Origin of the sequence: Ketobacter sp. GenoA1, assembly GCF_003671475.1 — a bacterium.
Lineage (GTDB): Bacteria > Pseudomonadota > Gammaproteobacteria > Pseudomonadales > Ketobacteraceae > Ketobacter.
In genome coordinates this window covers 489,398-503,619 of record NZ_RCHM01000009.1, presented here as the reverse complement: position 1 = coordinate 503,619, position 14,222 = coordinate 489,398, and the positions used below count along the sequence as shown (strand labels likewise).

Sequence of the window (14,222 nt, the reverse complement as noted above, 5' to 3'; positions counted from 1 at the left end):
AACATGCTCCACATCCAACCCAGCGCTCTGGTGACCCTGTTCGACAAACCCGCCATATTCATCGACAAGGGCTATCGGATCCTGGCCAGTAACAGGGCCTATGAACAACGCTACGGCACACCACCGGCGGACAGCCGCTGCTATAACATTTCCCATAACTATGACAGCCCCTGTCACACACACGGCGAATCCTGCCCTCTGCAACAGGCCCAAAGCAGCAGCAAGCCGGCCCGCTGCCTGCACATTCACCAGCAACAGGATCACCGGCAATACTGCAACGTTCAGGTGTTGCCGGTTCCCGACAGCCAAGGCCACCACTTAGGCTACATTGAGATCATCAGCGAATCGGAATCCGCCAGCCCACTGGCCAGCAACAAAGCACTGGTGGGCGAATCCAACGCATTCCAGAGCATGATGGAAAGTGTTTATCGAGTGGCCCCCACCAACGTCAGCGTACTGCTGGAAGGGGAATCCGGTACCGGCAAAGAGCTGATTGCAAAAGCCATTCACGACGCCAGCAGCCGCGCGCTGGGCAAGTTCGTGGTACTGGAGTGCAGCGGCATCAACGAAAACCTGTTTGAAAGCGAGCTGTTTGGTTACCGCAAGGGGGCTTTCACCGGCGCCCGCAGCGACCGTGAAGGGCTGGCCGCCAGCGCCAGCGGTGGCACTCTGTTTCTGGATGAAGTGGGCGACATCCCCATCAATCTGCAGGTAAAACTATTACGCCTGCTGGAAACCGGTTCCTTCCGCCCAATTGGGGCCACCGAAATGGAGCGCACGGACTTTCGCCTGATCTGCGCCAGCCACAAGAACCTCAAGGAAATGGTGGAAGCAGGCACCTTCCGTGAAGACCTGTACTATCGATTGGCCACGTTCCCCATTCACCTGCCCCCGCTGCGGGAACGCAAGGATGACCTGCCCGCCCTGTGTGAAGCGCTGCTGGCCAAACCACCTGTGCCTGAGCACACCTATGTAAGCAACGCCGCCTTGCGGCAACTGGCCCGTTATCGCTTTCCCGGCAACATCCGTGAGCTGCGCAATATTCTGATTCGCGCCTCCCTGCTGGCGGACGATCACGTGATTCAAACCAAGCACCTGCCCGCCGACATCACCGACCTGATTTCCGCCCATGACAAGAGCCATTTTGCCGAAAAAATCCACACTCTGGAGGAAATAGAGCTGCAGTACCTGCACCACGCACAGGAGGTGTTTCCCGGCAGCCCGGCTCAGCTGGCACAGCAACTCGGTGTCAGTGAGCGCACTCTTTATCGCAAACTGGCCAGGCTAAAGCAGGCGGAAACGGACTAATTGCGTCCTTTTTCGCATTTTTAGTGCGAAAAACGTTGACCGACGGGGTTTCCCACTTAACATAGAGGACGATCAGATGTAGACGGAGCCCCCCATGCAATTCACCAACCTTATCAACAGCATTGAATCCCAGCCGGGTAAGAGCACACTTAAAGACCCGGGGGACTGGCTCCAGGGCCGCGCCCTGTTCGGCGGATTGCAGACCATCGTCGCCCTCCATGCCATGCGCAGCCTGATTCCCGACACGGCTCTGCGGGCATTGCAAACCACTTTTGTTCAGCCTGCCCGCAGTCAGCAGGTGTTCGCAAAGGCAGCGGTAATCCGGGCCGGAAAGAATGTCACCCATGTGGAATCCAGGCTGCTGGACGAAGACGACAACACCGTCGCCCTGGTGGTTGGCGTGTTTGGAAAGGCCCGGGAGTCCGAGCTGAACATCACTCTGCAACAGCAACCGGTGGCCAATCCCACACCCCGCCATTTCAGGCAGGTTCCCGGAGTGCCCGGTTTTACCAAGCACTTTAATGCCTGCTGGTTGCAGGGCAAACTGCCGTTTGGCGGCGACACCCTCACCAACCATGTGGTGCAGCTGGGTATGCCCGGTGAAACCCACTGTACCGAGTACCATGTGGTGGCGCTGGCGGATTTCATCCCTCCGGTTGCCCTCAGCCACCTGCGCAAGCCCGTACCGGGCAGCTCCATGACCTGGATGCTTGAGTTCCTAAGCGACCGGTACCAGGGCCAACCATTAGACGATTGGCGAGTGGACGCCGAGCTGGTGGCCGCCGGCGAGGGTTATACCCACCAATCCGTCACCCTGTGGGGCCCGGACGGGTTACCGGTGGCCCTGAGCCGACAAAATATGGTGGTCTTTGGGTAAGGGGAGCGCGGCCTGGCGCGGGCAGCACAGGCCCTGTGGACGCTATTGACTCTCATGACTCAACGCTGGGAACACTTTTCAATGCATGCTCGAATTCGGAAATCACCCCATCACTGTTGCTGCATATGGCCAGCAGATCCAGCGCGCATGCCATGTTCTCAGCGCTGTAATGGAAATCCTCCAGCCCATGCTGCTCAATAAAAACGCTCTGCGCTTCTGATTGTGACGCTTTAACGATTGCAGCCGACTTCTTTTTCTTTCTGGAAAAAAGGTTTCGAGGCAGGATTTTCTTCCACCATGGGCGCGGCTTGCTCCCGCCACCAAGCTGTCTTTTTCTGGCCCTTTCCCGTGCCGTGGTAACCCTTTTCTTCTCCACCTCATAGGTGGATTCCGTGGCAAAAAGCCCCAGCACCCCGACATGGCCGAAATGCGCCTCCAACAGAGCCTTGAGCTGATCACTATCAAACTCACGCACATGGAACTTGTTCCAGGGTTTCATCCCAGGATCCAGCCTCAGCACCGAGTTTGGCGTGGTAAACAGCACCGCGCCGGTGGGCGACAAAACCCGTTTCAGCTCATGCAGAAACACATCATGATCGACAATATGCTCGATAACCTGGCAACTGACAATCAAATCGAACCTGCCATCTTCGAATGGCAGGCTTTTTCCATCAATGCAGTGAAACTCGATTCCCTGATTGCCATACTTGCTCTTCGCCTGGGCAACTGCTCCATCGGAAACATCCACACCCACCACCTTGCGCGCAGAGCGTGAAAGGATTTCAGTGCCATACCCGGTATTACAGCCAAGATCCAGTACCTCTTTGTCCTGCGCCAGTACCGCTGCCTGGGTATAGGCAAATGAATGGATCAGGTGCAAAACATATTTTTCTCTGGATTCAAAATCTATCGGATCGATTAGATCATGCTTTTCAGCCTGCAGACCGATCATCTCTTCGTGCGTCAGCATATACCCACCTGTTCTCTGTGCCAGAAAAAAAGCCCTTCTTGTAACAAAAAGGGCTTTGGTACTTCCATTTAGTTGGACAGCTGATGAAAACCGTTACAGGTCTTTCATCGCGCTGATGATTTCCTGCAATACCAGCTTGGCGTCGCCGTGCACCATCAAACTGTTGTCATTGATAAACAACTCGTTGGGAATACCGGCAAAGCCCGGTGACAGACCACGCTTGACCACAATGACGGTTTTCGCATTCTGCACTTCCAGAATCGGCATACCGTAGATTGGTGAATTGGGATCTTTCGAAGCCGCCGGGTTGGTGACGTCGTTGGCACCCAAGACAATAGCCACATCCGTCTGCGCAAATTCCGGGTTGATGTTATCCATTTCAACCAGCTGCTCGTACGGTACTTCCGCTTCCGCCAGCAACACGTTCATGTGGCCGGGCATACGGCCGGCAACCGGGTGTATGGCGTATTTAACATCGATGTCATGGGCCTGCAGCATACTCGCCAGTTCACGGGTAGCGTGCTGCGCCTGCGCAACCGCCAGGCCATAACCCGGTACAAACACCACTTTCTTGGCAGAATCCAGCAACATGGCCACCTCATCCGCGCTGGTGACTTTGACTTTGCCTTCATAGAACGCATCGTTCTCATCTTTGCTAACACCGGCCTGAGCCGCCATAGAGCCGCCGAACAGAACATTGGTCAGTGAGCGGTTCATGGCTTTACACATAATGGTGGTCAGGATCAAACCGGACGCCCCTACCAGTGAACCGGTAATGATCAAACCATTATTACCCAACACAAAACCGGTGGCAGAGCCTGCCAGGCCTGAATAGGAATTCAACAGCGCTATCACCACCGGCATATCCGCCCCGCCAATGGGTATCACCAGGGCTACTCCCAGCAACAGGCACAACACCACCATCACAATCAACAGATCCGTGTTTTCCAGGGGCCCGTCAATCACAAAGTAAATGGAACCCGACACCAGCAACACAAAGCAGATTTTTACAATCAACTTGAACATGCCGATGGATGAAGGGTCACCCAATTTACCCATCAGTTTACCCACCGCCACAAAGCTACCGGTGAGGGTTACCGCGCCGATGAGAATACTGAGAATCAGGGCGATGGCCCATTTCAGGTCCGCTTCCGGCATACCCGCAATCATACCCAGGGGCATTTCAGCCGCCTTCTGCATTTCCAGGTAATTGGCGGACGCCACCAACAATGACGCACCGCCACCGAAACCGTTCAGGGCTGCCACCATTTCGGGCATGGATGTCATCTGGACCTTTTTGGCCAGGAAGGTACCGATACCGGCACCGATCAACACCCCCATAATGATATACAGGTAGCTGACAACGTTCTGTTCCAGCAATGCAGCGACCACGGCAATCAACATGCCCACTGCGGATAACTGATTACCACGCACCGCTGTTTTCGGTGTGGTCATCCCCTTGATGCCGAATATAAAAAGTACGGCCGCGACTAGATAAGCTAAATTAATAAAAACGTGCATGAGCCTTCCTTCTTATCGTTACTTCTTCTTGAACATGTGCAACATGCGATCGGTTACTGTAAACCCGCCAAAAATATTGATGCAGGCCAGGATGATCGCCAGTACGCCAAGAAACGTGGACAGGCCATCAGTTTGTTCACCACCACCGGAGCTGATAATGGCACCCACCACCACAATTCCGGAAATAGCATTGGTGCCACTCATCAGGGGAGTGTGCAAAGTGGGAGGAACCTTGTTGATTACCTCCACCCCAACAAAAATCGCCAACACGAAAATCGTGAAGGTCAACATGAGCATTTCCATTAGCTGGCCCCCTTCTCTATGGCTTCCAACAAGCCTGCATGTTTGATTTCACCGCCATCGGTTACGAGGGTGGCAGCGACAATTTCGTCTTCCATATTCAGTTCAATCTCACCATCTTTTGTCATGTTTTGCAGGAAGGTGATGATATTTTTGGTGAACAACTGGGAAGCATGAACCGGTACCCGGGAAGGGTGATCGATGTAACCAATAATGGTGACCCCGTCAACGTACACCTTCTTGTTCTTCTCGGTGCCTTCCACATTGCCGCCCCGCTCCGCCGCCAGATCCACAACCACCGAACCTTTCTTCATGCGCTTCAGCATGTCAGCGGTTACCAGGCGCGGTGAGGGCTTGCCGGGAATGGCAGCGGTGGTGATCACCAGATCGGACAGCGCCACTTTAGCGGACATCTGCTCCCGCTGCGCCTTGTAGAATTCTTCCGACTGCTGCTTGGCATAACCGCCGGCGGTGGTGCCTTCTTCCTGGGGCAGATCAAATTCAACAAATTTGGCACCCAGGCTTTCCACCTGTTCCTTCACTTCCACGCGGGTGTCATAGGCTTCCACCACCGCTCCCAGGCGACGGGCAGTGGAGATGGCCATCAGGCCCGCCACACCGGCACCGATGATGAACACTTTGGCCGGGTGAATGGTGCCCGCCGCCGTCATCAGCATGGGGAAGTACTGGGGCAGGACCATGGCCCCGGCCAGCACGGCGCGATAGCCGGATATGGCCGCCATGGAGCTAAGCACATCCATGCTCTGGGCTCGGGTGATTCGGGGAATAAATTCCAAGGCAAAACTGCGGATTTTTCTGGCGGCCAGCTGCTTCACCAGATCCTGATTGAACCAGGCATCCAGCATACAGATCAGGGTAGCGCCTTCTTTGACCAGATTGACTTCGTCTTCAACCAGGTGGCGAACTTTCAATACCAGATCGGCTTGACTGTAGAGAGATTGCGCATCGGGGGCGATACTGGCACCCGCGTTTCGGAACTCGTCGTCGTCGTAATGGGAGGCCTCCCCTGCGCCGCTTTGCACCATAACATCAAAGCCTGCACCTGTTAAAATTTGTATACCTGAGGGAATGACGGCGACACGATTCTCCCCAGGATATATCTCTCTCGGTATACCCACTAGCATTTCACGAACTCCAAACCGATTGATTTTTATGTGTTTTATAAAATTTATTGGCCTATAAGCCGGCAGTCTAAAACCCACCTGGTCCGGCGGAGACGATAACCTAGCGTGTGAAAAGAAAGATGACAAGCCCTATTTTGTTTCCGCCTGCTGAGATTCTGGGAGAAAACGTAAACCTATGCCCTCCGGGGCCATTCGAACCACCTCCAGGGTCACAATGGGTGCGTCCTCCATCATGCCCTGCACCTGGCCCTGTAGAATGGTGCCTATTTCAGGCAGGTCATGATTGTCAGTATCCATGACAAGAAACACGCCACCGTCGGAGATATCCCGGGTGTGCACCATCATGGCATCCATCTGGTCGTGCCATATTTTGAATTTACAGCGCAAGGCCGTGCGCAGATAGCGTCGCTGATTACTCATAATACCCCGATTTTGAACTGCTTTATTCTCTGAAATTATAGACGAATGCATATAAGCGATAACAGGTGATACATTGAACCATAGTCACAACTCTTGGTAGCATGCCAATTACAGCCCATAGAGAGCCCCCGACATGGCCCATAACAAAAAGTGGACGCAGCATGACATTCCCAGCCAGACCGGTAAACGCGCCCTGATAACCGGCGCCAACAGCGGTATCGGTTTACACACGGCCATGGAACTGGCGGGCAAAGGGGCACAGGTGATCCTGGCATGCCGCGATGAAGCAAAAGCGCTGCAGGCCATGGCCCTGATCCGGCAGCAGCACCCCAAGGCGTCCCTGCATTTCCTGCAGTTGGATCTGGGGAGCCTGGCCTCGGTTCATGCCATGGCGGAGATGTTTCTGGAACAATACGACCGCCTGGACTTGCTCATCAACAACGCCGGGGTCATGTGGCTGCCCCAAACCAAAACCGAGGATGGCTTTGAGGCCCACATGGGCATCAACCACCTTGGCCACTTCGCGCTGACCGGATTGCTGCTGCCTGCCTTGCTCAAGCAGCCCGGGTCCCGGATTATTACCGTCAGCAGCATTGCCCACCGGGCCGGCGATCTCAATTTCGACGACCTGTTCTTCGAACACAGGCCCTACGGCAGACAAAAAGCCTACGGCCAAAGCAAACTCGCCAATCTGGTCTTCGCCAGGGAACTGGAACGCCGCCTCAATGCTGCCGGCTCTCAAACACTGTCGGTGGCAGTGCACCCTGGGGTATCCAATACCAACCTGGCCATGCCCCGGCATGAATCCAGCAGCGCTTTTCTGGTGGCCAGCCTGGCCAGCATCCTCTCACCGCTGATCGGTCAAAGCCCCCTGAAAGGCGCCCTCCCCACCCTGTACGCCGCCACCGCCACCGACATCCGGGGCGGTGACTATCTGGGGCCGAACGGATTCTATGAAGCCTATGGCTACCCAGCTCCTGCCAGCTCTACCCGACGTTCCCGCAATCCGGAAATCGCGCGCAAGCTATGGGACATTTCAGAACAGCTGACAGCAGTGGTGTACCCCTTCGAAAAAGACCAGGCGGTGGCCTGAACAGCACCGCCGCGCGTCAGGCCTGCCGGTTTACTTCGTCAATCTGACCGTTCAAGGTCCAGTAATCATACAGATAGCCGAGCAGGAACAGGCCACCGGTCAACAGGTAAATCAAGCCGGTAAGCCACTTGCCCATGTAGAAGCGATGGATGCCAAACACCCCTAAAAACGTCAGCAGTATCCAGCACACTGTGTAATCCACACTGCCGGCGGTATACTTCTGATCGGCATCACGATCCATGGACGGGATCAGAAACAAATCAATAATCCAGCCGATAAAAAACAGGCCCAGGGTAAAAAACCAGATTGTACCGGTAATGGGTTTGCCGTAATAAAAGCGATGAGAGCCAAGAAATCCAAATATCCAGAGAATGTATCCGATCACTTTGGAGTGAGTGTTGTTCTGTGTCATATCTTCCCCGAGATGTCCCTGCCAATTGATGCAGATACGATACGAGAGATCGCCGGCGCTGTCCATTAACCGGATAGCGCGGCGTATCAGCCAGGGCCAGCTACCCCATCGCCATCGGTCAAGGCAGCATCGGGGGCCTGCACTGGCAGGCTCACCGTGAACCTGCTTCCCTCGCCGTGCACGCTCTCGGCCTTAATCGTACCGCCCATCAGCCGTACCAGGCGGGCGCTGATCACCAACCCCAACCCCGTGCCCTGAATACTGTGCTCACGGGCTTCCTTCATGCGCACAAACTCCTTGAACAGGGAGCGCAGCTCCACTTCGGGTATGCCGATACCTGTGTCCGTCACCTCCAGCACCACAACGCTTTTTTCTGCGCTCCACTTGAGGCACACATCAACCGAACCCTTGCGCGTGTATTTAACGCCGTTCGACACCAGATTATTCAGGATCTGGATCAACTTCGGCTTGTCCGTCCATATAATGATAGGATCAGCGGGGGTGGTGACGGTGAAATCCAATCCCTTGGCCTTGGCAGACGGGGCCAGCGCCTGGCACTGCACATCCACCAGTTTGCAGATGTCGTGCCGAGCCCAATCCAGTTCCATGCGCCCGGCTTCCACCTTGGACAAATCCAGGATGTCATTGATCAGCGCCAGCAATTGATTGGCATTTCGCTTGACCGTATTCAAAGCATCCAACTCCCGTTCGCGCAGCGTCTCACCGGCCCCTTTCACTACCCGCTCGGTAAAGCCGATGATTGAGTTCAATGGCGTCCTTAACTCGTGGGACATGCTGGCTAAAAACTCCGACTTATAGCGGTTGGCCCGTTCCAGCTCGCACACCAGGTTGTGCTGCTCAGTTATGTCAAATACTGAAACCAGCACGGAGTTGCGGTCTTCATAGGGAAGCGGCTGCAAAGCAATGTCTAAAATCAGTTCTCGCCCGCTCTTGTTTAACCCGCGTAAATCCTTGCGTGTGCTCATCTTGCGCTGGCCCGGCTCATGAGTGAAATCCATCATCAGCTTGTCATGATGGGAGCGGATGTCCTTGGGAATCAACACCGAAACCGATTGCCCCACCAGCTCCTCGGGCTCATAGCCAAAGGCATCGCAGAGCGCTTTATTGGCCAGTTGAATGGACTGATCGCTGGCCACCAGCATCAGTCCGCAGGGCGCGGCGTCAAACAACGTTGTAAAACGATTCTCGGATTCGACCCGTTCGGTGATGTCGATGGCGCTGCACAGGCTGTACTCTGGTTCCGATTCGGCTGCCGCCAGCTCCAGGTTATTGCGGTTGACGACAAACCAGCGTCTACCGGATTCCGTCTCGGCTTCCAACTGCCCCATGAAGGCACAACGGCTGTCCACTCCGGCCAGGCGACTCTGATTCTCGATTCGCTGCACAAAGCGTCGCAACAGCCCACCCCCACCATGCCGGTATTCACCAAACAGTGCCCGGGTATAGGGGTTAACCCTGGACACCTCATCTGAGCCGCGCTTCTTAACCAGAACCACCAGAGGCAAACTGTCAATCACAGCGTTGGCAAAACTGCGTTCCTGTTCAACCTGGCGCTGAGCCAGCCTGAGCTCCCGGGTGCGTTCCGCCACCAGATGTTCTGCTTTTTGCTTGATGAAATGCAACGACAGTATGACGTAAAACAACAACAGATCGATGATAATACCGCCTGCCGCCACATAGCGGGGCAGATCAGCCTGGTTAACCGTTCTGGCAAAATCATCAGCCGGCATCACCCGCAGAGTCCAGGGGCGCCCCTGTAATTCCAGCTCACGCACCAGGACCAAACTGCCTGTCTGAGTTGCCGCGTGATGGGAACCATGGCTGGAATACAACAGCAGCTCCGGTACTACACTGCTGCCATCGTAGATATCAAACTCCAACTTGAACGCCTCCCCTCCCGTCACACCCGCCATCAAATCTCCGGCACGAAAGGCCGCATAAATCCAGCCGGCAAACTGGGCCTCGCGCTGTTCTTCCGTGGCAGGGGTGGACTTGGTTTTATAAACAGGAAGGTAGGTAAGGAATCCGCTTTGCACATCCTGGTTGGTTTCCTGCACCAGGGTGATCTTGCCCGAGGTGGAAGCCAGCCCGGTGCGTCGCGCCCGATCCATTGCCTGGCGGCGGACATCATTGGAGTACATGTCGTAGCCGAATGCCCGCCGATTGCGCCAATCAAATGGTTCCAGATAGATGATGGAAGAATATTGCTCACGCTCGCCCGGGGGCTTGATCTGGTACTCGGGAAAGCCTTCGTTGCGAATGCTCTCCACATGGGAAGCCAACTCTTCGGGGCGCAACGGTATACTGTAACCGATACCCTGAATACCAGGCCAGTATTCATTAAGCTGTAACGATTGAACGTAGATTGCAAATTGGGAACGGGTCAGCTCATCGCTGGCATAGACCATGGCAACAGAGGCCCGCAGCACTTGCTCGTACACACTGAGGTGACTCTTGATTGCTTTCTCCAGCTCTTCTGCGCTGAACAGGAATCGATCCCGTTGCCGCTGCTCAATGAAGCTGGAGGAAACAAAATACGCGCCAATGGTCACCACCAGTGACAACAGTAACACCACCCAGGCGGTGTAAGCATTATGGAGCAGACTGGCTGCCGCATACCAGCGTCTTGGCGCGTTGTCGGTCATCCTTTACCACTAAACCCTTGGACAATTAAAGAAACGGTTCTCTCTGTCTCTAAGGTTAGCCCACCACAGCGGGATTGCACTGCCATGCAATCCCATTGATTCCATTAAATTTAGTGGTGATGATGTCCACCCACACCATGGGCATGGCCATGGGCTTTCTCTTCCGCCGTTGCCTCGCGCACAGCAACGATCTCTACGGCAAAGGTCAGCGTTTTGCCCGCCAGCGGATGATTTAGGTCACAGTCCGCATTGAACTTACCCACCTTGATCACAGTCACCTGACGCTGCCCCTGATCGGTTTGCACCCAGGCGGTCATCCCCGGACGCCATTTTTTTGCTCCCTGCATGTGTTTAAGGGGAATGCGCTGGGTCAGATCCTCCTTGCGTTCACCGTAGGCGTCAGCCGGCTCGATGGTAACACTGAAGGAATCCCCCGCACCCTTGCCTGCCATCGCCTGCTCCAGCCCGGCAATGATATTACCGTGGCCGTGCAGATAGGCCATGGGATCCGCCCCAATGGTACTCTCCAGCTCCGCATCGCCCTCCGTCAGGGTATAGTGAAACTGGACCACTGAATCTTTCGCAATATTCATGATGATTTCCTGTGTAGATTATTCGCTGTGCTGCTGCACCGACCACTGGGCGCCATCGTCCTGCGCCAGCAATTGAGTCAACTCCGGCAGGGTTTCCTCCAACTGTTGCTTGAGGGTCCAGGGGGGATTTACCACAAACAAACCGCTGCCGTACATACCGTGCCCCTGGGGAGGACAACGCACCGCCAGCTGCACATCCAGCCAGCTGGCGCAGGGTAACTTTTGCAACTGTTCGGAAAAACGTTGCGCTGCCACCGAATTGATCAGCGGATACCAAATCAGGTACTGACCGGTGGCAAATCGCTTCACACACTCATTGATGGACTTGATGACCTTGCCGTAATCGCTTTTGATTTCATAAGATGGGTCCATCAGCACCACGCCCCGCCGAGTGGCCGGCGGCAGCAAACCCTTTACGTCCACAAAGCCGTCTCCTTCCAGCACTTTCACCCGGCGGTCTCGGGCAAACTGTTTCTGCAATGCCGACAGGTCCGAGCTGTGCATTTCGATCAAACGCAGACGATCGTCTTCACGAGACAACGCCGCGGCGATAGCAGGCGATCCCGGATAGCGCACCAGTTTATGAGGGTTAAAGGAAGCGATCACCTCACGATAAGCGGCCATAGCGGCAGGCCATTTTGCTGCCTGCCATAACTTACCGATACCCTCGGTTGCTTCACCGGTTTTACGGGCATAAGGGTCGGTCAAGGAATACAGGCCGCTCCCGGAATGGGTATCAATATAAAAAAAGGGTTTGTCTTTTTGCTTCAAGTACTCGAGACACAATACCAGCACCCAGTGTTTCAGCACATCCCCGTGGTTGCCGGCATGAAAGCCGTGACGATAACTGAGCATTTACCACTCCTTAACCCAAAAACGCATGGCTTTTGTGGTTTCCTGTTCCTCTCCCAGGTCAAGCCAGGGAAATTCGCATTCCAAATCGGGGCGGCATTGATAACCACGCTTACTCCAGAACACATCATGAGGGCGGTAATCCGCCGGTTTAAGCGGATGATCCGCCGGGCGCACCACCGCACAAAAAGTGGTGACAACAAAACCCTGTGCTCGGGCTGCCTTCTCCCTTGCATCAAAAAACCGGTGGCCAATACCGTGGCCCCGGTAGTCCGGTAACAGGACAGATTCGCCGAAATAATACAGGCCGGCCGGATCCCAGCCGGCGGCAAGAAAAGGTGCCTGAAACGCGGTGTCGGCATTCACCATTGGTAATCCGGTGGACGCCCCCACCACGCGATCAGCGTCACGGGCCAACACCAGCACGCTGTCTGCGGATTGCTGATAACGCTGCAAATAGCGGCGCTCATAGGACAGGTCCCCGGCATACAAATAGGGGAATTCCCGAAACACCCTGATTCTGAGATCTGCCACCGGATCGATCCACTGGGCAATCTGATCGCCGCTGGCGGTCATGATGGTAAGCGACGTGTCTGACGACGTATTTGACGACATGGGTTTACGCTGGGCAGGTTTTGAAGGGGGCAGGCTACCACAGGTGACATTTAATGAGAATCCACCTGAAGTGCTTAATGACAGCGGGGTACTCTGCCCGGCTACTTTGCCCGACTACTTTGCCCGGGGACGGACATTCCGTCGCCGGTACCCCACCGACCGTGTGTGGTGTTGGCGCTAAGCCGGCAGCGCCCGCTTTTTGCGTGCCTTAACCTCAGGCCTTGCCACCTGCGGCTGCAAATCAGCGTGGAATCCGCACTCGCAATCAAACGCGCGCTGCGCTTTGATTTCGGAAAGGGATTTTGGCGTCAGGGAACCACAGGAAGGGCATTTCAGGTTGAGCGTCAGTTCTGCTTGCATCTCTGCACCTCTGGGAGCATTTGCGTGCAAATTATTGTTATCAACTGCACTGATAAAGCTACCAGACCATTATAGATTTGTGAAGCCAAATGTTTACCGGCAGTTCACCAGCACTATGAGATTTTCAGCAGATCCAAATTCAGCCTGGTGCCTTTCATGGGCGGACACCAGAAAAAAGCGCCATTGATGGGTTGAGTGAAGCGGAACAGTCCATCGGTGATGCCGTCGTCCATGCCGACCATACGCGCCATAATGGCGTTGAAGGCATCGAAGCTTTTGCCAAAGCTCACGAACATCAACCCCTCCTGGGTTGCATCATTCCAGGGCAAGGATCGCCGCAGCATAAAGGCTTCGGGAGAGAAACTTTCCTGCGCAGACCGTTTTACATGGGCTGATTCCGGTGCCTCATCAAATTCCTCGTTATCGGATCGACGCCGCCCCATGATGTTGTCCTGTTCGGATGGCGGCAAACCATGGAAATGATCCAGGTTGTGCAACCACTGTTGCACCGATGCAAAACTGGAGCCGTCCAGTGCGTCAATATTGCTGGATAACAACGCGGCCCGTTCCGCCTTTTCACCCTCGGGGTTTTCCGTGCCATCCACATAACCGGATAAGTCCCGGCTGTCGCGGTATTTAAAGCAGTCCACCACATCCCGCAGGGTGAAGGCCCCGGCCAGCCGCTGCTTCAGCTCCAGGGTCTGCACCACCAGATCTCCGCGCTCTTCGCCGCGCAGCCAGATCCACAATGAAGCCGGTGTGGAGGGAATCTCCACGGCCGAACCGGATAGCACCGGCATGTCCTGCATGCCTTTAATCTCACAGCCCAGGTGCGCCAGCAGACTCTGCCCCAGGCCCACCACCAGTGACTCGCCATCAGCAACTTCCTGCAAGCGACGCAACTGTTCAAGCGGGTTGCTGTCCAGGGCATGGGTAAAAATCAGATGGCGTGCCACCGTGGGCACCGGTTGCAAAATTCCTGGCTGTACTGCACTCATTGGCTTGGTTTCCCCTTCATTGACTGCTGGTTTTATAGCACATTGCTAAAGGGGTTTTAACCACACAGGTCATGGAAAACATAACGCCCCGC

Annotated in this window: 15 protein-coding genes; 3 read left to right on the top strand and 12 right to left on the bottom strand. The window is 55.1% G+C overall.

The annotated features are described in order from the left end of the window. Positions 1-3 precede the first annotated feature (3 nt). Together D9N13_RS03735 and D9N13_RS03730 are read left to right on the top strand one after the other, a co-directional pair. Complete coding sequence (locus D9N13_RS03735) at positions 4-1,308, top strand: sigma-54 interaction domain-containing protein (RefSeq protein ID WP_290586017.1); 1,305 nt, start codon at positions 4-6, stop codon at positions 1,306-1,308. A gap of 94 nt (positions 1,309-1,402) precedes the next feature. Further along, positions 1,403-2,185, top strand: coding sequence for a thioesterase family protein (locus D9N13_RS03730; protein ID WP_290586014.1), 783 nt, complete (start codon positions 1,403-1,405; stop codon positions 2,183-2,185). Between the two features lie 52 nt (positions 2,186-2,237). On the opposite strand, the gene D9N13_RS03725 is transcribed toward D9N13_RS03730, so the two are convergent. From D9N13_RS03725 to D9N13_RS03705, 5 genes are all read right to left on the bottom strand, one after another. Then, positions 2,238-3,155, bottom strand: a complete 918-nt coding sequence (locus tag D9N13_RS03725) for a class I SAM-dependent methyltransferase (protein ID WP_290586012.1) — start codon at positions 3,153-3,155, stop codon at positions 2,238-2,240. A gap of 93 nt (positions 3,156-3,248) precedes the next feature. Beyond that, entirely contained in the window at positions 3,249-4,676 is a 1,428-nt protein-coding gene (locus D9N13_RS03720) for an NAD(P)(+) transhydrogenase (Re/Si-specific) subunit beta (protein WP_290586009.1), read from the bottom strand. Between the two features lie 18 nt (positions 4,677-4,694). Beyond that, on the bottom strand, positions 4,695-4,979 hold the full coding sequence (locus D9N13_RS03715) for an NAD(P) transhydrogenase subunit alpha (protein WP_290586006.1): 285 nt from the start codon (positions 4,977-4,979) through the stop codon (positions 4,695-4,697). Then, the gene (locus D9N13_RS03710) at positions 4,979-6,121 is read right to left on the bottom strand and encodes a Re/Si-specific NAD(P)(+) transhydrogenase subunit alpha (RefSeq protein WP_290586003.1); all 1,143 of its coding nucleotides are present in this window, start codon (positions 6,119-6,121) and stop codon (positions 4,979-4,981) included. The genes D9N13_RS03715 and D9N13_RS03710 overlap by 1 nt, the downstream gene beginning before the upstream one ends. A 129-nt stretch (positions 6,122-6,250) precedes the next feature. Then, positions 6,251-6,541: a PilZ domain-containing protein gene (locus D9N13_RS03705; protein ID WP_290586000.1), complete on the bottom strand. Its 291-nt coding sequence runs from the start codon at positions 6,539-6,541 to the stop codon at positions 6,251-6,253. 133 nt (positions 6,542-6,674) lie between these two features. Here D9N13_RS03705 and D9N13_RS03700 point away from each other — a divergent pair, with 133 nt between their 5' ends. After that, entirely contained in the window at positions 6,675-7,634 is a 960-nt protein-coding gene (locus D9N13_RS03700) for an oxidoreductase (RefSeq protein ID WP_290585997.1), read from the top strand. 16 nt (positions 7,635-7,650) lie between these two features. Here the strand turns inward: D9N13_RS03700 and D9N13_RS03695 are convergent, their stop codons facing one another. From D9N13_RS03695 to D9N13_RS03665, 7 genes are all read right to left on the bottom strand, one after another. Next, positions 7,651-8,046: a TM2 domain-containing protein gene (locus D9N13_RS03695; protein ID WP_290585994.1), complete on the bottom strand. Its 396-nt coding sequence runs from the start codon at positions 8,044-8,046 to the stop codon at positions 7,651-7,653. 86 nt (positions 8,047-8,132) lie between these two features. Continuing rightward, complete coding sequence (locus D9N13_RS03690; protein ID WP_290585991.1) at positions 8,133-10,712, bottom strand: CHASE domain-containing protein; 2,580 nt, start codon at positions 10,710-10,712, stop codon at positions 8,133-8,135. 110 nt (positions 10,713-10,822) lie between these two features. Continuing rightward, a complete protein-coding gene (locus D9N13_RS03685; protein ID WP_290585988.1) occupies positions 10,823-11,305 on the bottom strand; it encodes a peptidylprolyl isomerase in 483 nt (160 codons plus the stop codon). Positions 11,306-11,323: 18 nt separating this feature from the next. After that, the gene (locus D9N13_RS03680) at positions 11,324-12,160 is read right to left on the bottom strand and encodes a 23S rRNA (adenine(2030)-N(6))-methyltransferase RlmJ (RefSeq protein ID WP_290585985.1); all 837 of its coding nucleotides are present in this window, start codon (positions 12,158-12,160) and stop codon (positions 11,324-11,326) included. Then, positions 12,161-12,772: a GNAT family N-acetyltransferase gene (locus D9N13_RS03675; RefSeq protein WP_290585982.1), complete on the bottom strand. Its 612-nt coding sequence runs from the start codon at positions 12,770-12,772 to the stop codon at positions 12,161-12,163. A 177-nt stretch (positions 12,773-12,949) separates the two neighbouring features. Continuing rightward, entirely contained in the window at positions 12,950-13,132 is a 183-nt protein-coding gene (locus D9N13_RS03670) for a hypothetical protein (RefSeq protein WP_290585980.1), read from the bottom strand. Between the two features lie 113 nt (positions 13,133-13,245). Further along, positions 13,246-14,130 carry a Dyp-type peroxidase gene (locus D9N13_RS03665; protein ID WP_290585977.1) on the bottom strand — a complete coding sequence of 295 codons (885 nt, stop codon included), beginning with the start codon at positions 14,128-14,130 and terminating at the stop codon, positions 13,246-13,248. Between the last annotated feature and the right edge of the window lie 92 nt (positions 14,131-14,222).

Excerpts from the sequence above, each read along its gene's own strand:
- D9N13_RS03715 (WP_290586006.1), bottom strand. The coding sequence starts at position 4,979 with ATGGAAATGCTCATGTTGACCTTCACGATTTTCGTGTTGGCGATTTTT.
- D9N13_RS03680 (WP_290585985.1), bottom strand. The coding sequence starts at position 12,160 with ATGCTCAGTTATCGTCACGGCTTTCATGCCGGCAACCACGGGGATGTG.
- D9N13_RS03720 (WP_290586009.1), bottom strand. The coding sequence starts at position 4,676 with ATGCACGTTTTTATTAATTTAGCTTATCTAGTCGCGGCCGTACTTTTT.
- D9N13_RS03710 (WP_290586003.1), bottom strand. The coding sequence starts at position 6,121 with ATGCTAGTGGGTATACCGAGAGAGATATATCCTGGGGAGAATCGTGTC.
- D9N13_RS03685 (WP_290585988.1), bottom strand. The coding sequence starts at position 11,305 with ATGAATATTGCGAAAGATTCAGTGGTCCAGTTTCACTATACCCTGACG.
- D9N13_RS03665 (WP_290585977.1), bottom strand. The coding sequence starts at position 14,130 with ATGAGTGCAGTACAGCCAGGAATTTTGCAACCGGTGCCCACGGTGGCA.
- D9N13_RS03725 (WP_290586012.1), bottom strand. The coding sequence starts at position 3,155 with ATGCTGACGCACGAAGAGATGATCGGTCTGCAGGCTGAAAAGCATGAT.
- D9N13_RS03730 (WP_290586014.1), top strand. The coding sequence starts at position 1,403 with ATGCAATTCACCAACCTTATCAACAGCATTGAATCCCAGCCGGGTAAG.
- D9N13_RS03695 (WP_290585994.1), bottom strand. The coding sequence starts at position 8,046 with ATGACACAGAACAACACTCACTCCAAAGTGATCGGATACATTCTCTGG.
- D9N13_RS03690 (WP_290585991.1), bottom strand. The coding sequence starts at position 10,712 with ATGACCGACAACGCGCCAAGACGCTGGTATGCGGCAGCCAGTCTGCTC.
- D9N13_RS03705 (WP_290586000.1), bottom strand. The coding sequence starts at position 6,541 with ATGAGTAATCAGCGACGCTATCTGCGCACGGCCTTGCGCTGTAAATTC.
- D9N13_RS03700 (WP_290585997.1), top strand. The coding sequence starts at position 6,675 with ATGGCCCATAACAAAAAGTGGACGCAGCATGACATTCCCAGCCAGACC.
- D9N13_RS03735 (WP_290586017.1), top strand. The coding sequence starts at position 4 with ATGCTCCACATCCAACCCAGCGCTCTGGTGACCCTGTTCGACAAACCC.
- D9N13_RS03670 (WP_290585980.1), bottom strand. The coding sequence starts at position 13,132 with ATGCAAGCAGAACTGACGCTCAACCTGAAATGCCCTTCCTGTGGTTCC.
- D9N13_RS03675 (WP_290585982.1), bottom strand. The coding sequence starts at position 12,772 with ATGTCGTCAAATACGTCGTCAGACACGTCGCTTACCATCATGACCGCC.